Raw genomic sequence first — 25,906 nt, forward strand, 5'->3', positions numbered from 1 at the left:
ATAATCAATGGATAATATGGGAAAAATATATAAATAATAGTTCGTTTTATGAGAAATAGTGGTTTTTAAAATAAAAACCATTTTCTTTTTGTCTATGGAAATGATTCCTTTTCCGAGGCAAATGGATCCTTATAACGCTTGATTTAAGGGGTGAATCAGTTGACAGGTCAACTTGTTCAGTATGGACGACACCGCCAACGTAGAAGTTATGCAAGAATCAGTGAGGTTTTGGACCTTCCGAATCTGATTGAAATTCAAACAGCTTCTTATCAATGGTTTCTAGATGTAGGTTTAAAGGAAATGTTCCAGGATATTTCTCCTATTGAGGATTTTACAGGTAATTTATCGTTAGAATTCATCGATTACAGCTTAGCTGAGCCGAAGTATTCTGTGGAAGAAACAAAAGAACGCGATGTTACGTATTCTGCACCACTTCGTGTGAAAGTGCGCCTTGTTAACAAAGAAACAGGGGAAGTAAAAGACCAAGATGTATTTATGGGCGACTTCCCGCTGATGACTGAAACAGGTACATTTGTCATCAATGGTGCTGAACGGGTAATTGTATCCCAATTAGTGCGCTCACCGAGTGTTTACTACAATGGGAAAATGGATAAAAACGGTAAGCTTGGGTTCTCTGCGACCGTTATTCCTAACCGTGGCGCATGGCTCGAATACGAAACAGACGCCAAGGATGTTGTGTATGTTCGAATCGACCGCACCAGGAAATTACCGATAACGGTATTGATGCGTGCCCTTGGATTCGGAACAGATCAAGAAATCATCGATTTGATCGGTGACAACGAATACCTTCGCAACACTCTTGAAAAGGATAACACCGAGAGTGTGGAAAAAGCATTACTAGAAATCTATGAGCGTCTACGCCCAGGTGAACCGCCTACTGTCGAAAACGCGAAAAGTCTTTTAGTATCACGCTTTTTTGATCCGAAACGTTATGATTTAGCTAATGTAGGCCGTTATAAAATAAACAAAAAACTGCATATTAAGAACCGTTTATTCGGACAACGTATTGCAGAGACTTTGATTGATCCTGAAACGGGAGAAATCATTGTTGAAAAAGGTACAATGCTTGATCGCCGGACTCTTGATAGGATTCTGCCTCATATCGAAGGTGGAATAGGATTCAAAACATTCCATCCATCAGGTGGTGTAGTAGAGGAAGAAACTCTTCTTCAACCTATTAAAGTGTTTGCACCAAACGATGCTGAAGGCGAAAAAGTGATCAATATCATCGGTAATGCTTATGTGACCGACCAGGTCAAAAACATTACACCGGCTGATATCATTTCTTCCATCAGTTATTTCTTTAATTTATTGCATGGTGTGGGAATCACGGATGACATTGACCATTTAGGTAACCGTCGTCTGCGTTCCGTTGGTGAATTGCTGCAAAACCAATTCAGAATTGGTTTATCCCGTATGGAGCGTGTTGTCCGTGAAAGAATGTCCATTCAGGATACGAACACAATCACTCCACAACAACTAATCAACATTCGCCCGGTCATTGCATCCATTAAAGAGTTCTTTGGAAGTTCACAGCTTTCCCAGTTCATGGATCAAACGAACCCGTTGGCTGAGTTGACGCATAAACGTCGTCTATCTGCATTGGGACCTGGTGGTCTGACACGTGAGCGTGCTGGCTTTGAAGTACGTGACGTTCATTATTCCCACTATGGCCGCATGTGTCCGATTGAAACGCCTGAGGGACCGAATATTGGTTTGATTAACTCGTTATCCAGTTTTGCAAAGGTTAACCCATATGGCTTCATTGAAACACCATACCGCCGTGTGGACCCTGAAACAGGTAAAATTACAAGCCAAATCGATTACTTAACAGCTGATGAGGAAGATAACTATGTAGTTGCCCAAGCGAATGTACGACTGTCGGATGACGGCTCATTCCTTGATAACGATGTTGTTGCACGTTTCCGCGGTGAAAATACCGTTGTTCCGCGTGACCGCGTAGATTACATGGATGTATCTCCTAAACAGGTTGTATCTGCCGCGACTGCATGTATTCCTTTCTTGGAAAACGATGACTCCAACCGTGCCCTTATGGGAGCGAACATGCAACGTCAAGCAGTTCCTTTGCTTCAACCGGAAGCCCCTCGGGTAGGAACGGGTATGGAGTATGTTTCAGCGAAAGACTCCGGTGCTGCCGTAATCTGTAAACACCCTGGTATCGTAGAGCACGTTGAATCACGTGAAGTATGGGTACGTAGGGTAAGTGAAGTAGACGGGCAGCAAGTAAAAGGAAATCTTGATAAATATCGTCTATTAAAATTCATTCGTTCCAACCAAGGAACGTGCTATAATCAACGCCCTATCGTAAGTGTTGGCGACAATGTCGTAAAAGGTGAAATTCTTGCTGATGGTCCTTCAATGGAAAAAGGTGAGTTGGCACTTGGACGTAACGTATTGGTAGCCTTCATGACATGGGATGGATATAACTATGAAGATGCCATCATCATGAGTGAACGATTGGTTAAAGATGATGTGTACACTTCCATTCATATTGAAGAATATGAATCTGAATCACGCGATACAAAATTAGGGCCTGAAGAAATCACCCGTGACATCCCTAACGTAGGGGAAGATGCGCTTCGTAATCTTGATGAGCGCGGAATTATCCGTGTGGGTGCTGAAGTGAAAGACGGAGACCTTCTCGTTGGTAAAGTCACGCCTAAAGGTGTAACGGAACTGACTGCTGAGGAACGTCTATTACATGCAATCTTCGGTGAAAAAGCACGTGAAGTAAGGGATACATCACTTCGTGTACCTCACGGCGGCGGCGGAATCGTTCTTGATGTTAAAGTATTTAACAGAGAAGACGGCGATGAACTGCCTCCTGGTGTAAACCAACTCGCACGTGTATATATCGTTCAAAAACGTAAAATCCATGAAGGCGATAAAATGGCCGGACGACATGGTAACAAAGGGGTAATCTCCAGGATTCTTCCTGAAGAAGATATGCCTTATCTACCGGACGGCACTCCAGTCGACATCATGTTAAACCCATTGGGTGTACCTTCACGTATGAACATCGGTCAGGTGTTGGAGCTACACTTGGGTATGGCTGCACGCGCACTTGGCATTCATGTAGCATCTCCTGTATTCGATGGTGCCACTGAGGAAGACGTTTGGGGTACGATTGAAGAAGCCGGGATGTCCCGTGATGCAAAAACTGTCCTTTATGATGGCCGTTCAGGTGAAGCATTCGATAACCGTGTATCAGTTGGTGTCATGTACATGATCAAACTGGCGCATATGGTCGATGATAAACTTCATGCACGTTCAACTGGACCTTACTCCCTTGTTACGCAGCAGCCACTTGGTGGTAAAGCGCAATTTGGTGGACAGCGTTTCGGTGAGATGGAAGTATGGGCACTTGAAGCTTATGGTGCCGCTTATACATTACAAGAAATCCTAACCGTTAAATCAGATGATGTCGTGGGTCGTGTTAAAACGTACGAAGCGATTGTCAAAGGTGAAAATGTCCCTGAACCAGGCGTTCCTGAGTCATTCAAAGTATTGATTAAGGAGCTTCAAAGTTTAGGATTGGATGTTAAAATCCTCAATGCCGAAGATCGTGAAATCGAAATGCGTGATTTGGAAGATGAAGATGAAGCCAACCAAGCAGACAAATTAAGCCTTGATTCAGAAACTAAAGATATGGTTGCTTCCGAAGTAGGGGCACCTGTCAAAGAATAAAATTAAATATAAACATATCCAGTTATATATTACCTGCTCTGACTGGCAGCGAGATGTTCATTAGAAAATCATGCTGCCTTGTTAGAGCCTTATTGATTCAATCAACCATCATCCGGTGTAAGATTGCCTCATAACGTGACGGCAATCAAGGGTTAAACCTGGAGATTAAAAGGGAGGTAGGCCCCTTGTTAGACGTTAATAATTTTGAGTATATGAAAATTGGTCTTGCTTCACCAGACAAGATTCGTTCTTGGTCCCATGGAGAAGTCAAAAAACCAGAAACAATCAACTATCGTACGTTAAAGCCAGAAAAAGACGGTTTATTCTGTGAGAGAATTTTTGGACCTCAAAAGGACTGGGAATGTCATTGCGGAAAATATAAACGTGTTCGTTATAAAGGCGTAGTCTGTGACCGTTGTGGCGTTGAAGTCACCCGTGCTAAGGTGCGTCGTGAGCGTATGGGTCATATTGAGCTGGCAGCACCAGTTTCACACATATGGTATTTTAAAGGAATTCCTAGCCGTATGGGACTTGTTCTTGATATGTCTCCACGGGCTTTGGAAGAAGTTATTTACTTTGCATCTTACGTAGTAACTGAAACGGGCGATACGACTTTAGAAAAGAAACAGCTTCTTTCTGAAAAGGAATATCGTACATACCGTGAAAAATACGGTAAGAAATTCCAAGCTGCCATGGGTGCGGAAGCTATTAAAAAACTTTTACAAGATATTGATACGGAAAAGGAAGTAGAGTCGTTGAAAGAGGAGCTTAAAACAGCCCAAGGACAACGTAGAACCCGTGCAATCAAACGCTTGGAAGTGCTTGAAGCATTCCGTAACTCCGGAAATGAGCCTTCATGGATGATCCTTGACGTGCTTCCGGTCATTCCACCGGAGCTTCGTCCTATGGTTCAACTTGATGGAGGACGTTTTGCCACATCTGATTTAAATGATTTATATCGCCGTGTTATCAACCGTAATAATCGGTTGAAAAGATTACTGGACCTTGGAGCACCAAGCATTATCGTTCAAAATGAGAAGCGTATGCTGCAAGAAGCTGTCGATGCTCTTATCGATAATGGCCGTCGTGGCCGTCCGGTAACTGGACCAGGTAACCGTCCGTTAAAATCTTTATCTCACATGTTAAAAGGTAAACAAGGTCGTTTCCGTCAAAACCTTCTTGGTAAACGTGTTGATTACTCTGGCCGTTCCGTTATCGTAGTCGGACCAAACTTAAAGATGTACCAATGTGGTCTTCCGAAAGAAATGGCGATTGAATTATTCAAACCATTCGTAATGAAGGAGCTTGTTCAAAGAGGTCTGGCGCATAACATCAAATCCGCTAAGCGCAAAATTGAACGTTTATCTCCTGAAATATGGGATGTCCTAGAAGAAGTTATTAGAGAACACCCAGTACTATTGAACCGTGCACCGACTCTTCATAGACTTGGGATCCAAGCATTTGAACCAACGTTGGTTGAAGGTCGCGCAATTCGTTTGCATCCGCTCGTATGTACAGCTTACAACGCTGACTTTGACGGTGACCAAATGGCGGTCCACGTTCCTCTATCTTCTGAAGCACAAGCCGAAGCACGCATGCTTATGCTTGCAGCACAGAACATTTTGAACCCTAAAGATGGTAAACCTGTCGTTACACCTTCTCAAGATATGGTATTAGGTAACTATTACTTAACGTTGGAAAGAGAAGGCGCTATCGGTGAGGGTATGATCTTTAAAGATACAAGTGAAGCATTACTTGCATACCAAAACGGATATGTACACTTACATTCCCGTTGTGCCGTACATGCATCGTCACTAAATAATGAAACATTCACTGAAGAACAAAACGGCCAACTTCTAATTACGACTGTTGGAAAATTGATCTTCAATGAAATTTTACCTAAATCATTCCCGTATATTAACGAACCGACACGTTATAATCTGGAAACCAAAACTCCAGAGAAATATTTTGTGGAAAAGGGCGCTAATATCCCTGAATTGATTAAGTCCCAACCTGCTATCGATCCTTTCAAGAAAAAAATTCTTGGAAATATCATTGCGGAAGTCTTTAAACGCTTTAAAATTACCGAAACATCCAAAATGCTTGACCGGATGAAAGATCTTGGATTCAAATATTCGACAAAAGCTGGTATTACCGTTGGTGTGGCTGATATTGTCGTTTTAAAAGAAAAACAAGGAATCATTACTGAGGCTCAAACCAAAGTGGATAATGTCTTGAAACAATTCAGACGTGGTCTTATTACTGAGGATGAGCGTTATGATCGCGTCATTTCGATTTGGAGTGCTGCCAAGGATACCATTCAGTCCAAACTTATGGACTCACTGGACCGACGCAACCCAATCTTCATGATGAGTGACTCCGGTGCCCGTGGTAATGCTTCCAACTTTACGCAGCTTGCGGGTATGCGTGGTTTGATGGCCAACCCGGCTGGACGTATCATTGAATTACCGATCAAATCAAGTTTCCGTGAAGGTTTAACAGTGTTGGAGTACTTCATCTCTACACATGGTGCGCGTAAAGGTCTTGCCGATACAGCACTTAAAACAGCCGATTCCGGTTACCTTACTCGTCGACTTGTTGACGTTGCCCAAGATGTCATCATCCGTGATGACGATTGTGGAACGGACCGCGGCTTGAAAATTTCAGCCTTGAGAGAGGGCACTGAAATAATTGAGCATCTTGAAGAGCGCCTAATTGGCCGTTATGCAAGAAAAGCGATCAGACATCCAGAAACAAATGAAGTAATCGTGGCTGAAAACGACCTTATTACTGAAGATCTTGCGAACTATATTGAATCACTTGGAATTGAAACAGCATGGATCCGTTCCGCCTTTACATGTAATACCAGCCATGGTGTATGTAAAAAATGTTATGGACGCAACTTGGCTACCGGTCAAGAAGTTGAAGTGGGCGAAGCAGTCGGTATTATTGCCGCTCAATCAATCGGAGAACCTGGTACACAGTTGACGATGCGTACATTCCATACAGGTGGGGTTGCCGGGGACGATATCACTCAAGGTCTTCCTCGTATCCAAGAAATATTTGAAGCGAGAAATCCTAAAGGTCAAGCTGTCATTTCCGAAATTGAAGGAACGATTGTTTCCATCAATGAAATTCGGGATAAACAACAGGAAATCGTTGTTCAAGGTGCAGTTGAATCACGCACATATACTGCGCCATACACTGCGCGTTTAAGAGTAACTGTTGATACTCCTGTCCGGCGTGGTGAAGAGTTAACAGAGGGTTCCATCGATCCGAAAGAATTGCTGAAGGTTACAGACGTGCTTACTGTTCAGGAATACCTGCTTCATGAAGTTCAAAAAGTATACCGTATGCAAGGTGTTGAGATCGGTGATAAACATATCGAGGTAATGGTTAGACAAATGATGCGTAAAGTCCGTGTGCTTGATGCAGGCGAAACTGAAGTGCTTCCAGGAACATTGTTGGATGTTAACCAGTTCACTACTGCAAACACAGATGCATTGCTGACTAACAAATTACCGGCTACGGGCCGCCCTGTATTGCTAGGTATCACAAAAGCATCTCTAGAAACGGATTCCTTCTTGTCCGCCGCGTCATTCCAAGAAACAACTAGAGTCTTGACTGATGCAGCAATAAAAGGAAAACGTGATGAATTGCTTGGACTTAAAGAAAATGTCATCATCGGTAAACTTGTCCCTGCAGGAACGGGGATGCTTAGGTACAGAAAAGCAAACCCTGTCGTTGTTGACGAAAGTGCCGATACAGTAACAGTGGATTAATGGAAAAAGGACCAGCTCAATAATTTAAACTGAAAACCCCACTCCCGTTCCTATTGAAGGAGATGAAGGATCAGAATATATTGAGCTGGTCTCTCTTATTACTCATGGCCGGCTGAAAAGCCTATGAGAATTTGATAATTTCCGTTTGGGCAAATTGAAAATCTTAATAGAATTATGTAAGGAAAACCTTTTGCTTGAATTATTTTTTTGAAAGAAGTTGACAGTATCCGACTTATAATGATACTATAGCAAAGGTGCTCCTATGTTACCCTGTAACTTTGGAGGATATGGACCATGTCTTATGAAAAAGTAATACAGGCAAAGTCAGTGATTATAGGGACGAAGCAAGCAGTTAGAGCTCTTAAAAACAATTTAATTCAAGAAGTTATCATCGCTGATGATGCAGATATATACTTGACTGGGCGTGTCGTTGAGACCGCCAAAGAATTGGATGTTCCTATCACATATGTTGATTCGATGAGAATGCTTGGCAAAGCATGTGGTATTGATGTCGGAGCAGCAACTGTTGCCATTAAAAAGTAAAAATGTTTTTGCAATAATATTTGCAAAGACTTTGTTTTTACCCATTTATGAACCACCTGGATGTGTGGTACTAGAAATGAAAACGTGAAGGGAGGAAAAATGTAATGCCTACTATTAATCAATTAGTGCGTAAAGGACGCGAGTCTAAAGAGGTTAATTCAAAATCTCCAGCACTTAACAAAGGCTACAACAGCTTTAAAAAAGCACAAACTAACGTATCATCTCCGCAAAAACGTGGTGTTTGCACTCGTGTGGGTACTATGACACCGAAAAAACCAAACTCCGCGTTACGTAAATATGCGCGTGTACGTCTAACAAACGGTATCGAGGTAACAGCTTATATCCCAGGTATCGGTCACAACCTACAAGAACACAGCGTGGTTCTTATCCGTGGCGGACGTGTAAAAGATTTACCAGGGGTACGTTACCATATCGTACGTGGTGCTCTTGATACAGCTGGAGTTAACAATCGTATGCAAGGCCGTTCTAAATACGGTACTAAGCGTCCGAAAGCAGCAAAAAAATAAACTAAAACCAAAATTGAACTTTCTTGAAAGGAGGAAATATAATGCCTCGTAAAGGACCTGTAACGAAAAGAGACGTATTACCAGATCCAATATATAATTCAAAACTTGTGACTCGCTTAATCAACAAATTAATGGTTGATGGACAAAGAGGTAAATCACAAAAAATTCTTTACTCTGCATTTGATTTAATCAAAGAACGTACTGGCAATGAGCCGATCGAAGTTTTCGATCAAGCACTTAAAAACATCATGCCTGTACTAGAAGTAAAAGCACGCCGTGTGGGTGGAGCTAACTACCAAGTACCAGTTGAGGTGCGTCCAGACCGTAAATCGACTCTAGGACTTCGTTGGTTAGTAAACTACTCTCGCCTTCGTGGAGAAAAAACGATGGAAGAGCGTTTAGCTTATGAAATCATGGATGCTGCCAACAATACTGGAGCAGCAGTTAAGAAACGTGAAGATACACACAAAATGGCTGAAGCCAACAAAGCTTTCGCACATTATCGCTGGTAAGATTAAACACTATAAAATCCTTATAGAAGGAAGGAGAAAGACAAATGGCAAGAGAGTTCTCCTTAGCAAACACTCGTAATATCGGTATCATGGCTCACATCGATGCTGGTAAAACGACAACAACAGAACGTGTTCTTTATTACACTGGTAAAATTCACAAAATCGGTGAAACGCACGAAGGTGCTTCACAAATGGACTGGATGGAACAGGAACAAGAACGCGGAATCACGATCACTTCCGCTGCAACAACTGCGCAGTGGAAAGGTCACCGTGTAAACATCATCGATACACCGGGACACGTAGATTTCACAGTTGAAGTTGAACGTTCTTTGCGTGTACTTGATGGAGCTGTAGCTGTACTTGATGCCCAATCAGGTGTTGAGCCTCAAACTGAAACAGTTTGGCGCCAAGCTACAACTTATGGTGTACCACGTGTCGTATTCGTAAATAAAATGGACAAAATCGGTGCGGATTTCCTATATTCAGTTGGAACAATCCACGATCGTCTACAAGCTAATGCTCACCCGGTTCAGTTACCAATCGGTGCTGAAGATCAATTCTCTGCAATCATTGACCTTATTGAAATGAAAGCTCATTTCTATGCTAATGATCTAGGAACTGATATCACTGTTGGTGAAATTCCTGAAGAACATAGGGAATTAGCTGAAGAATACCGTGAAAAGTTAATTGAAGCAGTAGCAGAAGTTAATGAAGACTTAATGGAAAAATACCTTGGCGGCGAAGAAATCAGCATTGCTGAATTAAAAGCAGCTATTCGTACAGCAACTGTTAACGTTGAATTCTTCCCAGTTATCTGTGGATCAGCTTTCAAAAACAAAGGTGTTCAATTAATGCTTGATAACGTTATCGACTTCCTTCCATCTCCATTAGACGTGCCGGCTATTAAAGGTACTCTACCGGATACAGAAGATGAAGTGGAACGCCATTCAGATGATTCTGAACCGTTCTCCGCTTTAGCGTTTAAAGTTATGACTGACCCTTACGTTGGTAAACTTACATTCTTCCGCGTGTACTCAGGTACATTAGAATCAGGATCTTATGTAATCAACTCAACAAAAGGTAAGCGTGAACGTATTGGACGTATCCTTCAAATGCATGCAAACAGCCGTGAAGAAATCTCAACTGTATATGCAGGAGATATCGCAGCAGCCGTTGGTTTGAAAGATACTACAACTGGAGATACTCTATGTGATGACAAGAACCAAGTAATTCTTGAGTCCATGGTATTCCCAGAGCCAGTTATCTCTCTATCAGTTGAGCCGAAATCAAAAGCAGACCAAGACAAAATGGGTCAAGCTTTACAAAAGCTACAAGATGAAGATCCAACATTCCGTGCGCATACTGACCAAGAAACTGGTCAAACGATTATCGCTGGTATGGGTGAACTTCACTTGGACATCCTTGTTGACCGTATGCGTCGCGAATTTAAAGTGGAAGCTAACGTTGGTGCTCCTCAAGTAGCATACCGTGAAACTTTCCGTGGTTCAGCTAAAGTTGAAGGTAAATTCGTTCGCCAATCAGGTGGTCGTGGACAATTCGGACACGTATGGATCGAATTTGGTCCAAACGAAGAAGGTAAAGGATTCGAATTTGAAAATGCTATCGTCGGTGGTGTAGTACCACGTGAATACATCCCTGCTGTACAAGCTGGATTAGTTGATTCACTTGACCGTGGTGTACTTGCTGGTTACCCGCTAGTCGACATCAAAGCTAAATTATTCGACGGTTCTTACCATGACGTTGACTCCAACGAAATGGCATTTAAAATTGCTGCATCAATGGCACTTAAAAATGCTGCATCTAAATGTAAGCCGGTTATCCTTGAACCAATCATGAAAGTGGAAGTAGTAATTCCAGAAGATTACCTAGGCGACATCATGGGAGATATCACATCTCGTCGTGGTCGTGTAGAAGGTATGGAAGCTCGCGGTAACACACAAATGGTTAAAGCGATGGTTCCACTATCTGAAATGTTCGGATATGCTACATCTCTACGTTCTAACACACAAGGACGCGGAACATTCTCTATGCACTTCGATCATTATGAAGAAGTACCTAAGAGCATTTCTGAAGAAATCATCAAAAAAAATAAAGGTGAATAATTGATTTTCATCTCTTATTAAAGTATAACTATCTTATGTAAGCTGTGATGGAAGAATTAGTCTTCTTTCACAGCCCCTATATACTTAATTTTTTTATTTATAATTTTAAGGAGGAATTCCTAATGGGAAAAGCTAAATTTGATCGTTCAAAACCGCACGTTAACGTTGGAACAATTGGTCACGTTGACCATGGTAAAACAACTCTAACTGCTGCAATCACAACTGTACTTGCTAAATCTGGTGGAGCTGAAGCTCGCGCTTATGACCAAATCGATGGTGCTCCAGAAGAAAGAGAACGTGGTATCACAATCTCTACTGCACACGTTGAGTACGAAACAGCTACTCGTCACTATGCACACGTTGACTGCCCAGGACATGCTGACTATGTTAAAAACATGATCACAGGTGCTGCACAAATGGACGGCGGAATCCTAGTAGTATCTGCTGCTGATGGCCCAATGCCACAAACTCGTGAGCACATCCTTCTTTCTCGTCAAGTAGGTGTACCATACCTAGTAGTATTCATGAACAAATGCGACATGGTAGATGACGAAGAACTTCTTGAATTAGTAGAAATGGAAATCCGTGATCTACTATCTGAATACGAATTCCCTGGCGATGACATTCCAGTTATCAAAGGATCTGCCCTAAAAGCTCTTCAAGGAGACGCTGCTTGGGAAGAAAAAATTCATGAATTAATGACAGCTGTTGACGAGTACATCCCAGAACCAACTCGTGACACTGACAAGCCATTCATGATGCCAGTTGAGGATGTATTCTCAATCACTGGTCGTGGAACAGTTGCAACTGGTCGTGTTGAGCGTGGACAAGTTAAAGTCGGTGACGTTGTTGACATCATCGGTTTCAACGAAGAGTCTAAACCAACAACTGTAACTGGTGTTGAAATGTTCCGTAAACTTCTTGACTATGCTGAAGCTGGTGACAACATCGGTGCACTTCTTCGTGGTGTATCCCGTGAAGATATCCAACGTGGACAAGTTCTTGCTAAACCAAGCACTATCACTCCACACACAAAGTTCAAAGCTGAAGTTTATGTTCTTTCTAAAGAAGAAGGTGGACGTCACACTCCATTCTTTACAAACTACCGTCCTCAGTTCTACTTCCGTACAACTGACGTAACTGGTATTTGTAACCTTCCTGAAGGCGTAGAAATGGTTATGCCTGGAGATAACATCGAAATGACTGTAGAACTTATCGCTCCAATCGCTATCGAAGAAGGTACTAAATTCTCTATCCGTGAGGGTGGACGTACTGTAGGCGCTGGCGTAGTTGCTACAATCCAAGAATAATTGATTGATAAAACAATATTGGAAGGGACGCCTTCCGGAAGAAGCAGATGGGACGCCATCTGCTTCTTTTTTATTTGTAAAGAATATTCATACTTTCTTCTATAATAACTGGAGTTTATTTAATGGGTTTCTTGATAATTTCAAATGAAGAAAATGGATACGAAAGACCTCGTAGAATGTACTTGTAAATACTTGTGATATTATGTATAATAATAAAAGTGTGTTGCACAAGAAAAATATAAGTTTGACTTGCATTTCACTTGTGTTATATGTATAATAGACAATGTTGGTCTTTGACTGCGATGATATGGAAGGTTGCTGACACACCCGGCCGCTTTGCCATGGCGAGTGTGTGGGAAATTTCCATTGAGAAGGTCTATTTTAAAATAGGCGAAAAGGAGGGAAAATTATGGCAAAACAAAAAATTCGTATCCGTTTAAAAGCATATGATCACAGAATCCTTGATCAATCTGCTGAGAAAATTGTTGAAACTGCAAAACGTTCTGGTGCGGCTGTATCTGGTCCGATTCCATTACCTACTGAAAGATCGGTATACACGATCCTACGTGCGGTTCATAAATACAAAGATTCTCGTGAACAATTCGAAATGCGTACGCATAAACGTCTAATCGACATCGTTAACCCAACTCCACAAACAGTTGACTCATTGATGCGTTTAGATTTACCATCAGGCGTTGACATTGAAATCAAATTATAATTCATATAAATATGAACAATTACTCTAGGAGGTGTGACTTATGACCAAAGGAATCTTAGGAAGAAAAATCGGTATGACTCAAGTTTTTGCTGAAAACGGTGAACTTATTCCGGTAACAGTTATCGAAGCTGCTAATAACGTGGTTCTTCAAAAGAAAACTGTTGAAACTGATGGCTATGAAGCAGTTCAAGTTGGTTTTGAAAACAAACGTGAAAAGCTTTCTAACAAACCTGAAAAGGGCCATGTTGAAAAAGCAAATACTACTCCTAAGCGCTTCATTCGCGAATTCCGCGGAACGGATCTTACTGAATATGAGATCGGTCAAGAAGTCAATGTTAGTATTTTCGCTGAAGGCGATTTAGTAGATGTATCAGGAATTTCAAAAGGTAAAGGTTTCCAAGGCTCTATCAAGCGTCATGGACAATCTCGCGGACCTATGTCTCATGGTTCTCGTTACCACCGTCGCCCAGGTTCAATGGGTCCTGTAGCTCCAAACCGCGTATTCAAAGGTAAACTTTTACCAGGACGTATGGGTGGAGATCAAATCACTGTTCAAAACTTAGCTATCGTTAAAGTTGATGTTGAACGTAACCTACTATTGATCAAAGGTAATGTACCTGGTGCTAGAAAAGCATTGATCAAAGTTAAATCTGCTGTTAAAGCAAAGTAATTTTTTGAGAAAGGAGGAGCAATAGAATGCCAAAAGTTACATTGTTCAACCAAACAGGTTCACAAGTTGGCGACATCGAACTAAATGAATCCATCTTTGGTATCGAACCTAATAATCACGTATTATTTGAAGCAATCATCATGCAACGAGCTTCCTTACGTCAAGGAACTCATAAAGTTAAAAACCGTTCTGAAGTTGCAGGCGGTGGACGTAAACCTTGGAAACAAAAAGGAACTGGACGTGCGCGTCAAGGTTCTATCCGTTCTCCACAATGGCGTGGCGGTGGCGTTGTTTTTGGACCAACTCCAAGATCTTACGCTTACAAGCTACCAAAAAAGGTACGTCGTTTAGCTATTAAATCTGCATTGTCTGCAAAGGCATTGGAAGAGAACATTTTGGTACTTGAAAGCTTGTCTTTCGAAGCTCCAAAAACAAAAGAGTTTGTAGCGGTACTTAAAAACCTTTCTGTAGATACTAAAACGTTAGTGGTTACTGACGGTTTAGATGAGAAAGTTGCTCTTTCTGCACGTAACATCCCTGGTGTTACTGTAGTTGAAGCTGATGGTCTTAACGTTCTTGATGTTGTTTCACACAACAAATTGATCTTGACTAAATCAGCTGTCGAAAAAGTAGAGGAGGTGCTTGCATAATGGATGCACGCGATATCATTAAGCGCCCCGTAATCACTGAACGCTCTTCAGACGTAATGGCTGAAAAGAAATATACTTTTGAAGTTGATGTTAGAGCTAATAAAACTCAAGTTAAAGATGCTGTTCAAGAAATTTTCGGCGTTAAAGTTGAGAAAGTAAACATCATGAACTACAAAGGTAAATTCAAACGCATGGGCAAACATGCAGGCTATACTAACAAGCGCCGTAAAGCTATTGTTAAATTAACTGCTGACAGCAAAGAAATCGAGCTATTCGAAGCTTAATTCATTAGAGAAGGAGGGAAATACAAATGGCGATTAAGAAGTATAAACCTACCTCTAACGGTCGACGTAATATGACAACTTCGGATTTTGCTGAGATCACTACAGACAAACCGGAAAAATCATTACTTGCTCCTTTACACAGCAAAGGCGGCCGTAATAACCAAGGTAAGTTAACAGTTCGTCATCAAGGTGGCGGCCACAAGCGTCAATACCGTATCATCGATTTCAAACGGAATAAAGATGGTATACCAGGACGCGTTGCTACTATTGAGTACGATCCAAATCGTTCTGCAAACATTGCATTAATTAATTACGTTGATGGAGAAAAACGTTATATCCTAGCTCCGAAAAACCTAGAAGTAGGTTTGGAAGTTATGTCAGGTCCAGAAGCTGACATTAAAGTGGGTAACGCTCTTCCTCTTATTAACATCCCAGTTGGTACAGTAATTCATAACATCGAACTTAAACCAGGAAAAGGTGGACAATTAGTCCGTTCAGCAGGAACATCTGCTCAAGTACTTGGTAAAGAAGGTCGTTATGTACTTGTACGTTTAAACTCAGGTGAGGTTCGTATGATTCTTGCTACTTGCCGTGCTTCAATCGGTCAAGTCGGTAATGAACAACATGAACTTATCAACATTGGTAAAGCTGGCCGTAACCGTTGGTTAGGTAAACGCCCAACAGTTCGTGGATCTGTAATGAACCCGAATGATCACCCACACGGTGGTGGTGAAGGTAAAGCGCCAATCGGACGTAAATCACCAATGTCTCCATGGGGTAAACCTACTCTTGGATTCAAAACTCGTAAGAAGAAAAATAAATCCGATAAATTTATCGTACGTCGTCGTAAAAAATAACGGGATTGAGCTACGGTTCATATATAGAACCGTAGAACAGTCACGAAGGGAGGTACTCGCATGGGTCGTAGCTTAAAAAAAGGGCCTTTTGTTGATGATCATTTATTGGTAAAAGTTGAAAAATTAAATGAAGCTGACAAGAAACAGGTAGTAAAAACTTGGTCTCGTCGCTCAACAATCTTCCCGCAATTCATCGGACACACAATCGCCGTTTATGACGGTCGTAAGCATGTGCCGGTTTATGTAACAGAAGATATGGTAGGTCACAAACTAGGCGAATTCGCGCCTACACGCACTTATAAAGGTCACGCAAGTGATGACAAGAAAACAAGACGTTAATGAGAGGAGGGCATCTCATGCAAGCTAAAGCTGTCGCTAAAACAGTTCGTATTGCTCCTCGTAAAGTGCGTTTAGTCGCAGATTTAATTCGAGGAAAACAAGTAGGTGAAGCAGTAGCGATTCTTCGCTTAACACCAAAATCTGCTTCTCCAGTCGTAGAAAAAATTCTGAAATCTGCTATCGCAAATGCAGAACACAACTACGAAATGGATATTAATAACCTAGTCGTTTCAGAGGCATACGTTAACGAAGGACCAACATTAAAACGTTTCCGTCCTCGCGCTCAAGGTCGTGCGAGTGCAATAAACAAACGTACTAGTCATATTACAATCGTTGTATCAGAAAAGAAGGAGGGGTAATCTGTGGGTCAAAAGGTAAATCCTATCGGTATGCGTATCGGGATCATCCGTGATTGGGAATCCAAATGGTACGCTGATAAAGACTACGCTACTCTTTTGCATGAAGACATTAAAGTTCGTGAATATATTGCGAAACGCTTAAATGATGCTTCTGTATCCAAGGTTGAAATCGAACGTGCAGCTAACCGTATCAATGTATCTGTCCACACTGCTAAACCAGGAATGGTTATCGGTAAAGGTGGTACTGAAGTCGAAGCACTTCGTAAAGCTTTGAACCAACTGACTGGCAAAAGAGTTCATATTAATATCATTGAAATTAAAAGAGCAGATCTTGATGCAAAATTGGTTGCTGAAAACATCGCTCGTCAATTAGAAAACCGGGTTTCATTCCGACGCGCTCAAAAGCAAGCTATCCAACGTACTATGCGTTCTGGAGCAAAAGGAATCAAAACTCAAGTTTCTGGTCGTCTTGGCGGTGCTGATATTGCTCGTGCTGAACATTACAGCGAAGGAACAGTTCCACTTCACACACTTCGTGCTGACATAGATTATGCTCATGCTGAAGCAGATACTACTTACGGTAAGCTAGGCGTGAAAGTTTGGATCTACCGTGGAGAAGTTCTTCCTACTAAGAAGAAATCTGAGGAAGGAGGAAAATAATATGTTATTGCCAAAACGCGTAAAATACCGTCGTGAACACCGCGGTAAGATGAGAGGGATGGCTAAGGGCGGCACTGAAGTTCATTTCGGAGAATTTGGACTTCAAGCTCAAGAAGCTTCCTGGATCACGAACCGTCAAATCGAAGCAGCTCGTATTGCGATGACTCGTTATATGAAACGTGGAGGGAAAGTTTGGATCAAAATCTTCCCAAGCAAACCTTACACAGCTAAGCCGCTTGAAGTACGGATGGGTTCCGGTAAAGGTGCTCCTGAAGGTTGGGTAGCAGTAGTTAAACCGGGCAAAGTTATGTTTGAAATCTCTGGTGTATCTGAAGAGGTGGCAAGAGAAGCATTGCGCCTTGCAGCACACAAACTTCCAATCAAATGCAAGTTTGTAAAAAGAGAGGAAATTGGTGGTGAAACAAATGAAAGCTAATGAAATCAAAGATCTAACCACTGCTGAAATTGAACAAAAACTAAAATCTCTTAAAGAAGAACTATTTAATCTTCGTTTCCAGTTAGCTACTGGACAACTTGAAAATACAGCTCGCATCCGTGAAGTTCGCAAATCGATTGCTCGTATGAAAACAGTTGTTCGTCAAAGAGAGATCGGTGTCACTAATCGATAATGAATGGAGGTTTGCAGAATGAGCGAACGCAACCAACGCAAAATCTACACTGGACGCGTAGTATCCGACAAAATGGATAAAACAGTTACAGTAGTTGTAGAAACCTATAAAAAGCATTCTTTATACGGTAAACGCGTGAAATACTCTAAAAAGTTAAAAGCTCATGACGAGCTAAACGTAGCTAAAGCAGGCGACGTAGTACGTATCATGGAAACTCGTCCACTTTCAGCTACAAAACGCTTCCGTCTTGTAGAAGTAGTAGAAAAAGCAGTAATCATTTAATCTAGTTCGGATTAAGCTAATTCCGAAGGGAGGTACCGTACATGATTCAACAAGAATCTCGTTTAAAAGTCGCTGACAATTCAGGTGCTCGTGAAGTGCTAACAATTAAAGTCCTAGGTGGTTCAGGCCGTAAGACTGCAAACATCGGTGATATCATCGTTTGTACAGTTAAACAGGCAACACCAGGAGGCGTTGTTAAAAAAGGTGAAGTCGTTAAGGCTGTTGTTGTCCGTACAAAACGTGGTATGCGTCGTCCTGACGGTTCTTACATTCGTTTCGATGAAAACGCATGTGTAATTATCCGTGACGATAAGAGCCCACGTGGAACTCGTATTTTTGGACCTGTTGCTCGTGAATTACGTGACAATAGTTTCATGAAGATCGTTTCTCTTGCTCCAGAAGTTCTATAATATGTAAATTTTGTATAAAGCCTTTCAAGGAGGTGCCAAGCTAATGCATGTTAAAAAAGGTGACAAAGTCGTAGTCATCTCTGGTAAGGACAAAGGCAAACAAGGAACAATTCTTTCTGCATATCCGAAACAAAATCGTGTGCTTGTTGAAGGAATTAACATCGTGAAAAAGCATTCCAAGCCATCTCAACTTAATCCACAAGGTGGAATTATCAGTAAAGAAGCTGCTATTCACGTATCCAATGTAATGCCACTTGATCCTAAATCAGGTAAACCGACTCGTGTTGGATATAAGATCGAAAATGGTAAAAAAGTACGCGTAGCTAAAATTTCAGGTGAATCTTTAGATAAATAAGTCATAAATGAAGGGAGGTACACTAAGCAATGAGCCGCCTTAAAGAAAAATTAAAAAGTGAAATTACACCGTCATTGATGGGTAAATTCAACTATCAATCAGTAATGCAAGTACCAAACATTGAGAAAATCGTTATTAACATGGGTGTGGGTGACGCAGTTTCTAACTCGAAAGCTTTAGATACAGCTGTTGAAGAACTTACATTGATCACTGGTCAAAAACCAGTTATAACAAAAGCAAAAAAATCAATCGCAGGTTTCCGTTTGCGTGAAGGTATGCCTATCGGAGCGAAAGTTACATTACGTGGAGAGCGTATGTATCAATTCCTTGATAAGCTAGTATCTGTATCTTTACCGCGTGTACGTGATTTCCGCGGCGTTTCAAAGAAATCCTTTGACGGACGTGGGAACTATACATTAGGCGTTAAAGAACAACTTATCTTCCCTGAGATTGATTACGATAAAGTGAGCAAAGTTCGTGGTATGGACATCGTTATCGTAACGACTGCCAACACTGACGAAGAAGCTCGTGAACTACTTACTCAAGTTGGAATGCCGTTCCAAAAGTAATCTCTAAATAAAGGGAGGCGAAATCGTGGCTAAAAAGTCTATGATCGTAAAGCAAAAACGCGAACAGAAGTTTAAAGTACAAGAATATACACGTTGCGAACGTTGCGGACGTCCACATTCTGTATTACGTAAATTTAAACTTTGTCGTATTTGTTTCCGCGAACTTGCATATAAAGGACAAATTCCTGGCGTTAAAAAAGCTAGCTGGTAAAACCCGAGTTTGGGAAGGAGGTAAAATATAATGGTCATGACAGATCCTATTGCAGATATGCTTACTCGCATCCGTAATGCGAATATGGTTCGTCACGAAAAACTGGAAGTTCCTGCTTCAAAGATCAAAAAGGAAATTGCTGAGATCTTAAAAAGTGAAGGCTTCGTACGTGACTTTGAATTAATCGAAGACAACAAACAAGGTATCATCCGTATCTTCTTAAAATACGGTGCAAACAACGAACGTGTTATCACTGGTCTAAAACGTATCAGCAAACCTGGTTTGCGTGTATATGCAAAAACTGGAGAGGTACCACGCGTTCTTAACGGTTTAGGTATCGCAATTGTTTCTACTTCTCACGGAGTTTTAACAGACAAAGAAGCTCGCTCTAAACAAGTTGGCGGAGAAGTTTTAGCATACGTTTGGTAATACATTTTCACAAGAATGGAGGTGCACATTATGTCTCGTATAGGTAAAAAACCTATTGAAATCCCTGCAGGCGTAACAGTTACTGTTACTGGAAGTGAAGTAACTGTTAAAGGACCTAAAGGTGAATTATCTAGATCATTCAGTCCTGACCTTTCGATCGTTGTTGAAGAGAACGTGTTAACTGTAACACGCCCGTCTGACGAGAAGACTCACCGTTCTTTACACGGTACTACTCGCGCGCTTATCTCTAACATGATTGAAGGTGTATCAACAGGTTTCGTAAAATCACTTGAACTTATTGGGGTTGGGTACCGTGCACAAAAGCAAGGTAACAAGCTTATCCTTAACGTAGGATATTCCCACCCTGTAGAAATAGAACCAGAAGCTGGCGTTGAAGTCGAAGTTCCTTCTAATACAAAAGTAATCGTAAAAGGTGCAAGCAAAGAACGTGTAGGAGCTCTAGCAGCTAATATCCGTGATGTTCGCCCGCCTGAACCGTATAAAGGTAAAGGTATCCGTTACGAAGGCGAATTCGTTCGTCGTAAAGAAGGTAAAACAGGTAAGTAATGCCGCATAAGTAAACGAAAGGAGTGACGTAAATGATTACGAAGCTTGATAAAAATGCTACTCGTCAGAAAAGACATGCGCGTGTACGTGCTAAGCTTTCTGGAACAGAAGCTCGTCCTCGTTTAAATGTGTTTCGTTCAAACAAACACATTTACGCACAATTAATTGACGATGCAAAAGGCGTAACATTGGCAAGTGCTTCAACTCTTGATAAAGAGATCGGTATCGAAGCAGGTAGCAATGCTGAAGCAGCTCAAAAAGTTGGCGAACTTATTGCGAAACGTGCTGTTGAAAAAGGTTTCAAAGCTGTGGTTTTTGACCGCGGTGGTTACCTCTTCCATGGTCGTGTTAAAGCATTGGCTGACGCTGCTCGTGAAAACGGCTTAGAATTTTAATGGATAAGGAGGGACATAACAGATGCGTAGCATTGATCCTAATAAATTAGAACTTGAAGAACGCGTAGTTACAGTAAATCGTGTAGCTAAAGTTGTTAAAGGCGGACGTCGTTTCCGTTTCACTGCACTAGTTGTTGTTGGTGATAAAAATGGTCATGTTGGATTTGGTACTGGTAAAGCTCAAGAAGTTCCGGATGCTATCCGTAAAGCTATTGAGGATGCTAAGAAAAATCTAATTACTGTACCAATGGTTGGTACTACTATTCCTCACCTTGTGAACGGTCGCTATGGCGCAGGTCACATTCTATTGAAACCAGCTTCTGAAGGTACAGGAGTAATTGCTGGTGGTCCTGTTCGTGCGGTACTTGAATTAGGCGGAGTTAGCGATATCTTGTCTAAATCACTAGGTACTAATACACCTATTAATATGGTTCGCGCAACAATTGAAGGATTGAAGCAATTGAAACGTGCTGAAGACGTAGCTAAGTTACGTGGAAAATCAGTACAAGAACTGTTAGGATAAGGAGGGAAATCGAATTATGGCTAATAAATTAGAAATCACCCTCACTCGCAGCTTGATTGGTCGTCCTGAAGATCAACGTGTTACAGTTAACACTTTGGGTTTACGCAAAATGCATCAAACGGTTGTTCAAGAAGATAACCCTGCGATTCGCGGTATGATTACCAAAGTTGCTCATCTTGTTACTGTAAAAGAACAATAAAATAATTTTTAACTTAACAAGGAGGTGCCAACATGAAACTTCATGAGTTAAAAGCTGCAGAAGGTTCTCGTAAAGAACGTAAACGTAAAGGTCGCGGTATTGGATCTGGTAACGGTAAAACAGCAGGTAAAGGACACAAAGGACAAAACGCTCGCTCCGGCGGCGGTGTGCGTCTTGGATTTGAAGGGGGTCAAACTCCTCTATTCAGACGTTTACCTAAACGTGGATTTACCAACATCAACCGTAAAGACTATGCTATCGTGAACCTTGATACGTTAAATCTTTTCGAAGACGGTACTGAAGTAACACCAGCTCTTCTACTTGAGACTGGCGTTGTAAGTAAAGAAAAAGCAGGAATCAAGATTCTTGCCAAAGGAAGCATTGAGAAAAAGCTTACTGTTAAAGCTCACAAATTCTCGTCTACTGCTAAAGAAGCTATCGAAGCTGCTGGCGGTAATACAGAGGTGATCTAATGTTTCGCACGATCTCCAATTTTATGCGCGTGGGTGAAATAAGGAATAAGATTATTTTTACCCTTCTAATGTTAATCGTCTATCGCATCGGTACATTTATACCTGTACCGCATGTGAATGCCGATTTTCTCGCTGAACAGGACCAGCTTAGCGTCATCGGGCTTTTAAATACCTTTGGCGGCGGGGCACTGCAAAACTTTTCAATTTTAGCGATGGGTATCATGCCGTACATCACGGCATCCATTATCGTTCAGCTGCTACAGATGGATGTTGTTCCTAAGTTCACTGAATGGTCTAAACAAGGGGAAGCAGGGCGCCGTAAATTAGCGCAATTCACTCGTTACTTCACTATTATCCTAGGATTTATCCAAGCAGTTGGAATGTCCTATGGGTTCAATAATATGTCAGGTGGACAGTTGATTGAAAATCCTGGAATTGCAACATACTTGCTTATTGCGACTGTCTTAACGGCAGGAACAGCTTTTCTTTTGTGGTTAGGGGAGCTGATCACTGCTAAGGGTGTGGGTAATGGGATTTCCATCATTATCTTTGCTGGTATCGTTGCTAGTTTGCCAAATACGGCAAATCAGATTTACGCACAGCAATTTGAAAATGCCGGTGATCAATTATTCTTACGAATCATAACGATTATCCTCATAGTTTTAGCAGTATTAGCAATCGTGGTTGCTGTTATCTTCATTCAGCAGGCATTACGTAAAATTCCTATTCAGTATGCGAAACGTGCTGCGGTAGGTCGTACGCAAATGGGTGGCCAGTCTACTCATTTACCATTGAAAGTAAATGCTGCGGGGGTTATTCCGGTAATCTTTGCAATGGCATTTATTATTACTCCCACTACAATCGCTTCTTTCTTTGGAAAGAACAGCGTGACTAGCTGGATATCAACAAATCTTGATTACACCAAACCAATTGGTATGATCATATATGTTGCTCTTATCATTGCTTTTGCGTATTTTTATGCTTTCATTCAGGTTAATCCTGAACAAATGGCTGAGAATTTGAAAAAGCAAGGTGGCTATGTGCCGGGGATTCGTCCAGGTAAGAGTACACAAGAATATTTAACACGTGTTTTATACCGTTTGACGTTTGTAGGCTCGATATTCCTGGCCATCATTGCCGTTTTACCGGTATTTTTCATTAAGCTTGCTGATCTACCTCAATCTGCACAGATTGGTGGTACCAGTTTGCTGATCATAGTCGGGGTTGCCCTTGATACGATGAAGCAGCTGGAATCACAACTTGTGAAGAGACACTATAAAGGCTTTATAAAGTAATGAGTTTTGGGAACGGCTTGTTCCCTTTACCCATTATAGAGTTTGAGGGGGAAGAAAATTGAATCTAGTGTTAATGGGTCTGCCGGGTGCTGGTAAAGGCACTCAAGCTGAACAAATCGTAGAAAAATATAATATCCCTCATATCTCTACTGGAGATATGTTCCGAACAGCTATCAAAGATGGAACAGACCTAGGTCTAAAGGCGAAATCATTCATGGACAAAGGCGAATTGGTACCTGATGAAGTTACCATTGGCATCGTACGTGAGCGTTTAAGCAAGGAAGACTGCCTAAGAGGATTTTTGCTTGATGGATTTCCACGTACTGTGGCACAGGCAGAGGCACTTGAAAGCATTCTAACTGATTTAGATCGCAATATGAATTTTGTCATTAATATCGATGTTGATAAAAGCATCTTAATGGAAAGATTGACAGGACGTCGTATTTGCAAATCATGTGGTGCGACATACCATCTTGTATTCAATCCTCCTGCTAAAGATGATGTATGCGACCGCTGCGGCGGAGAATTATATCAACGTGCCGACGATAATGCTGAAACGGTTCAAAATCGCTTAGATGTGAATTTGAAACAAACCAAGCCACTTCTTGATTTCTACGGAGACAAAGGTTACTTGGTCAACATTAACGGACAGCAAGATATTAATAAGGTATTTGAAGATATCGATGTGTTGCTTGGTGCTTTACAAAATTAATCATATGTATTGATTTATGAAATTCATACCATTTTTATAACTTACTAGTTAAACTTGGTGCATTCCTATAATACAAAGGGTATAATGGATTTCGCGAGAGCATTCGCACATTTATTAATCAGGTTCTTGTACTTGGTATTCCCTGAATTGGGCGATTACTTTTTAAGTGATCTTCATGGACATATCCGGTCGGCAAAATTGATGAAGAAATGCAGTGACTCTATTGGGATTCCTAAAGAGTCGTGATATAGAGGGTTGAAAGAAGCTATGTCAGGCGTGCGCCTTTCAAACATCTCCCATGCTATTCAAACCTATGTCGAGACTAATTGCTTCTCTATTTCGAGAGTATGTCGGTCACGGAATCGGTCAAGACTTACATGAGGACCCATAAAATCCTCATTTCGGTCCAACTGATAAAGGTCCTCAGTTAAAGCCTGGTTCTACAAAATGGTGAATACTTGATGCAGAATTGTATGACTTATGAGGATAATTGGACTGTAGTAATGTTGACGGAAAGATGTGCACCTTTAATAGGTTCACGCATAGAGAAGGGAGAATCACTTTAATGGCGAAAGATGATGTAATTGAAGTAGAAGGCACAGTACAAGAGACTTTGCCAAATGCAATGTTTAAGGTAGAATTAGAAAATGGTCATACTGTTTTAGCTCATGTATCCGGTAAAATTCGTATGCACTTTATTCGCATTTTGCCTGGAGATAAAGTTACGGTTGAGCTTTCCCCGTATGATCTAACTCGCGGCAGAATCACATACCGGTTCAAATAATCCGGTTACGCTCCGATCTGTATAAGGAGGTTAGATAGCAATGAAAGTCAGACCATCAGTCAAACCAATCTGCGAAAAGTGTAAAGTTATCCGCAGAAAAGGTAAAGTAATGGTTATTTGCGAAAACCCTAAACATAAACAAAAACAAGGCTAAATAGAAGGAGGTGCACTCAAGCATGGCACGTATTGCTGGAGTAGATATTCCCCGTGACAAACGTATTGTTATCTCATTAACATATATATATGGTATTGGAAAACAAACAGCGATCAAGATTCTTGCAGAAGCAGGCGTTTCTGAAGAAACTCGCGTTCGTGACTTAACGGAAGACGAATTGAACAAAATTCGTGATATCATTGACAAGCTTAAAGTAGAAGGCGACCTTCGTCGTGAAATCTCCCTAAACATCAAACGTTTAATGGAAATCGGTTCTTACCGTGGTTTACGTCACCGTCGTGGTCTTCCTGTTCGCGGTCAAAATACAAAAAACAATGCTCGTACGCGTAAAGGACCTCGTCGTACTGTAGCTAACAAGAAAAAATAATTAGTAAAGGAGGTTACTTTTCATGGCACGTAAAACTAATACACGTAAACGTCGTGTGAAAAAGAATATAGAAACTGGTATTGCACATATTCGTTCAACATTCAATAACACTATCGTTACGATCACTGACTCTCATGGTAATGCTATTTCTTGGTCAAGTGCTGGAGCTCTAGGATTCCGTGGATCTCGTAAATCCACTCCATTTGCTGCACAAATGGCTGCTGAAACAGCTGCTAAAACATCAATTGAACATGGTATGAAAACTCTTGAAGTTACAGTTAAAGGACCTGGTGCTGGACGTGAGGCTGCCATTCGTGCACTTCAAGCTGCTGGCCTAGAAGTAACTGCAATTAAAGATGTAACTCCAGTTCCACATAACGGATGCCGTCCACCAAAACGTCGCCGTGTTTAATTTTTCTGTATAGATTTTGTATTCCTGTCAATAATGGGATATAATACTGAGTTTGC

Annotated in this window: 34 protein-coding genes and 1 pseudogene; all 35 read left to right on the forward strand. The window is 41.3% G+C overall.

What is annotated here, in order from left to right:
* The first annotated feature begins 159 nt into the window (after positions 1-159).
* Positions 160-3,729 (forward strand): DNA-directed RNA polymerase subunit beta, encoded by a 3,570-nt coding sequence (rpoB, locus tag AC3WLU_RS23150; RefSeq protein WP_048677874.1) that lies wholly within the window; start codon positions 160-162, stop codon positions 3,727-3,729.
* A 185-nt stretch (positions 3,730-3,914) separates the two neighbouring features.
* Entirely contained in the window at positions 3,915-7,511 is a 3,597-nt protein-coding gene (rpoC, locus tag AC3WLU_RS23155) for a DNA-directed RNA polymerase subunit beta' (protein ID WP_328131461.1), read from the forward strand.
* 294 nt (positions 7,512-7,805) lie between these two features.
* Positions 7,806-8,054 carry a 50S ribosomal protein L7ae-like protein gene (locus AC3WLU_RS23160; RefSeq protein ID WP_034305040.1) on the forward strand — a complete coding sequence of 83 codons (249 nt, stop codon included), beginning with the start codon at positions 7,806-7,808 and terminating at the stop codon, positions 8,052-8,054.
* 104 nt (positions 8,055-8,158) lie between these two features.
* Complete coding sequence (gene rpsL, locus AC3WLU_RS23165; protein WP_034305038.1) at positions 8,159-8,581, forward strand: 30S ribosomal protein S12; 423 nt, start codon at positions 8,159-8,161, stop codon at positions 8,579-8,581.
* Between the two features lie 41 nt (positions 8,582-8,622).
* A complete protein-coding gene (rpsG, locus tag AC3WLU_RS23170; protein ID WP_048677878.1) occupies positions 8,623-9,093 on the forward strand; it encodes a 30S ribosomal protein S7 in 471 nt (156 codons plus the stop codon).
* 44 nt (positions 9,094-9,137) lie between these two features.
* Positions 9,138-11,216, forward strand: a complete 2,079-nt coding sequence (gene fusA, locus AC3WLU_RS23175; protein WP_061440380.1) for an elongation factor G — start codon at positions 9,138-9,140, stop codon at positions 11,214-11,216.
* A 122-nt stretch (positions 11,217-11,338) separates the two neighbouring features.
* The gene (gene tuf / locus AC3WLU_RS23180) at positions 11,339-12,526 is read left to right on the forward strand and encodes an elongation factor Tu (RefSeq protein WP_048677883.1); all 1,188 of its coding nucleotides are present in this window, start codon (positions 11,339-11,341) and stop codon (positions 12,524-12,526) included.
* Positions 12,527-12,935: 409 nt separating this feature from the next.
* The gene (rpsJ, locus tag AC3WLU_RS23185; protein ID WP_019244375.1) at positions 12,936-13,244 is read left to right on the forward strand and encodes a 30S ribosomal protein S10; all 309 of its coding nucleotides are present in this window, start codon (positions 12,936-12,938) and stop codon (positions 13,242-13,244) included.
* A 40-nt stretch (positions 13,245-13,284) separates the two neighbouring features.
* Positions 13,285-13,914 carry a 50S ribosomal protein L3 gene (gene rplC / locus AC3WLU_RS23190; protein WP_048677885.1) on the forward strand — a complete coding sequence of 210 codons (630 nt, stop codon included), beginning with the start codon at positions 13,285-13,287 and terminating at the stop codon, positions 13,912-13,914.
* Between the two features lie 26 nt (positions 13,915-13,940).
* Positions 13,941-14,564, forward strand: a complete 624-nt coding sequence (gene rplD, locus AC3WLU_RS23195; protein WP_034305025.1) for a 50S ribosomal protein L4 — start codon at positions 13,941-13,943, stop codon at positions 14,562-14,564.
* Positions 14,564-14,848, forward strand: coding sequence for a 50S ribosomal protein L23 (gene rplW / locus AC3WLU_RS23200; RefSeq protein WP_057915217.1), 285 nt, complete (start codon positions 14,564-14,566; stop codon positions 14,846-14,848). The genes rplD and rplW overlap by 1 nt, the downstream gene beginning before the upstream one ends.
* Before the next feature lie 26 nt (positions 14,849-14,874).
* Positions 14,875-15,705: a 50S ribosomal protein L2 gene (gene rplB / locus AC3WLU_RS23205; RefSeq protein WP_034305021.1), complete on the forward strand. Its 831-nt coding sequence runs from the start codon at positions 14,875-14,877 to the stop codon at positions 15,703-15,705.
* A 60-nt stretch (positions 15,706-15,765) separates the two neighbouring features.
* On the forward strand, positions 15,766-16,044 hold the full coding sequence (gene rpsS, locus AC3WLU_RS23210; RefSeq protein WP_034305018.1) for a 30S ribosomal protein S19: 279 nt from the start codon (positions 15,766-15,768) through the stop codon (positions 16,042-16,044).
* 17 nt (positions 16,045-16,061) lie between these two features.
* Complete coding sequence (gene rplV, locus AC3WLU_RS23215; protein ID WP_034305017.1) at positions 16,062-16,403, forward strand: 50S ribosomal protein L22; 342 nt, start codon at positions 16,062-16,064, stop codon at positions 16,401-16,403.
* Between the two features lie 3 nt (positions 16,404-16,406).
* Entirely contained in the window at positions 16,407-17,063 is a 657-nt protein-coding gene (gene rpsC / locus AC3WLU_RS23220; RefSeq protein WP_063235795.1) for a 30S ribosomal protein S3, read from the forward strand.
* Position 17,064: 1 nt separating this feature from the next.
* Positions 17,065-17,499, forward strand: a complete 435-nt coding sequence (gene rplP, locus AC3WLU_RS23225; RefSeq protein ID WP_034305012.1) for a 50S ribosomal protein L16 — start codon at positions 17,065-17,067, stop codon at positions 17,497-17,499.
* Entirely contained in the window at positions 17,489-17,692 is a 204-nt protein-coding gene (gene rpmC / locus AC3WLU_RS23230) for a 50S ribosomal protein L29 (protein ID WP_034305010.1), read from the forward strand. Before rplP ends, rpmC begins: the two co-directional genes overlap by 11 nt.
* Positions 17,693-17,710: 18 nt before the next feature.
* Positions 17,711-17,974: a 30S ribosomal protein S17 gene (gene rpsQ, locus AC3WLU_RS23235; protein WP_400451103.1), complete on the forward strand. Its 264-nt coding sequence runs from the start codon at positions 17,711-17,713 to the stop codon at positions 17,972-17,974.
* Between the two features lie 41 nt (positions 17,975-18,015).
* Positions 18,016-18,384: a 50S ribosomal protein L14 gene (rplN, locus tag AC3WLU_RS23240; RefSeq protein ID WP_034305005.1), complete on the forward strand. Its 369-nt coding sequence runs from the start codon at positions 18,016-18,018 to the stop codon at positions 18,382-18,384.
* Between the two features lie 43 nt (positions 18,385-18,427).
* Complete coding sequence (rplX, locus tag AC3WLU_RS23245; RefSeq protein WP_034305002.1) at positions 18,428-18,739, forward strand: 50S ribosomal protein L24; 312 nt, start codon at positions 18,428-18,430, stop codon at positions 18,737-18,739.
* Positions 18,740-18,768: 29 nt separating this feature from the next.
* A complete protein-coding gene (gene rplE, locus AC3WLU_RS23250) occupies positions 18,769-19,308 on the forward strand; it encodes a 50S ribosomal protein L5 (RefSeq protein ID WP_063235797.1) in 540 nt (179 codons plus the stop codon).
* A gap of 25 nt (positions 19,309-19,333) precedes the next feature.
* Complete coding sequence (locus AC3WLU_RS23255; RefSeq protein WP_034304998.1) at positions 19,334-19,519, forward strand: type Z 30S ribosomal protein S14; 186 nt, start codon at positions 19,334-19,336, stop codon at positions 19,517-19,519.
* Between the two features lie 30 nt (positions 19,520-19,549).
* The gene (gene rpsH / locus AC3WLU_RS23260; protein WP_034304995.1) at positions 19,550-19,948 is read left to right on the forward strand and encodes a 30S ribosomal protein S8; all 399 of its coding nucleotides are present in this window, start codon (positions 19,550-19,552) and stop codon (positions 19,946-19,948) included.
* 30 nt (positions 19,949-19,978) lie between these two features.
* Positions 19,979-20,515 (forward strand): 50S ribosomal protein L6, encoded by a 537-nt coding sequence (rplF, locus tag AC3WLU_RS23265; protein WP_048677892.1) that lies wholly within the window; start codon positions 19,979-19,981, stop codon positions 20,513-20,515.
* Positions 20,516-20,547: 32 nt separating this feature from the next.
* Entirely contained in the window at positions 20,548-20,910 is a 363-nt protein-coding gene (gene rplR, locus AC3WLU_RS23270; protein ID WP_034304989.1) for a 50S ribosomal protein L18, read from the forward strand.
* Positions 20,911-20,932: 22 nt separating this feature from the next.
* Complete coding sequence (gene rpsE / locus AC3WLU_RS23275) at positions 20,933-21,433, forward strand: 30S ribosomal protein S5 (protein WP_034304987.1); 501 nt, start codon at positions 20,933-20,935, stop codon at positions 21,431-21,433.
* Between the two features lie 16 nt (positions 21,434-21,449).
* Positions 21,450-21,632, forward strand: coding sequence for a 50S ribosomal protein L30 (rpmD, locus tag AC3WLU_RS23280; RefSeq protein WP_034304984.1), 183 nt, complete (start codon positions 21,450-21,452; stop codon positions 21,630-21,632).
* Positions 21,633-21,664: 32 nt separating this feature from the next.
* Entirely contained in the window at positions 21,665-22,105 is a 441-nt protein-coding gene (gene rplO, locus AC3WLU_RS23285) for a 50S ribosomal protein L15 (protein WP_034304982.1), read from the forward strand.
* On the forward strand, positions 22,105-23,400 hold the full coding sequence (gene secY / locus AC3WLU_RS23290) for a preprotein translocase subunit SecY (RefSeq protein ID WP_400451107.1): 1,296 nt from the start codon (positions 22,105-22,107) through the stop codon (positions 23,398-23,400). Before rplO ends, secY begins: the two co-directional genes overlap by 1 nt.
* 58 nt (positions 23,401-23,458) lie before the next feature.
* Entirely contained in the window at positions 23,459-24,112 is a 654-nt protein-coding gene (locus tag AC3WLU_RS23295; protein ID WP_048677894.1) for an adenylate kinase, read from the forward strand.
* Positions 24,113-24,282: 170 nt separating this feature from the next.
* Positions 24,283-24,500 (forward strand): annotated as a pseudogene (locus AC3WLU_RS23300) (M24 family metallopeptidase); the annotation flags it as partial.
* Positions 24,501-24,677: 177 nt separating this feature from the next.
* Positions 24,678-24,896, forward strand: coding sequence for a translation initiation factor IF-1 (infA, locus tag AC3WLU_RS23305; RefSeq protein WP_028390440.1), 219 nt, complete (start codon positions 24,678-24,680; stop codon positions 24,894-24,896).
* 40 nt (positions 24,897-24,936) lie between these two features.
* Complete coding sequence (gene rpmJ / locus AC3WLU_RS23310) at positions 24,937-25,050, forward strand: 50S ribosomal protein L36 (protein WP_003156543.1); 114 nt, start codon at positions 24,937-24,939, stop codon at positions 25,048-25,050.
* A 22-nt stretch (positions 25,051-25,072) separates the two neighbouring features.
* On the forward strand, positions 25,073-25,438 hold the full coding sequence (gene rpsM, locus AC3WLU_RS23315; protein ID WP_034304978.1) for a 30S ribosomal protein S13: 366 nt from the start codon (positions 25,073-25,075) through the stop codon (positions 25,436-25,438).
* A gap of 22 nt (positions 25,439-25,460) precedes the next feature.
* Positions 25,461-25,850 carry a 30S ribosomal protein S11 gene (rpsK, locus tag AC3WLU_RS23320; RefSeq protein ID WP_028390438.1) on the forward strand — a complete coding sequence of 130 codons (390 nt, stop codon included), beginning with the start codon at positions 25,461-25,463 and terminating at the stop codon, positions 25,848-25,850.
* Positions 25,851-25,906 lie beyond the last annotated feature (56 nt).

This window comes from Peribacillus sp. FW305-BF15 (genome assembly GCF_058783805.1).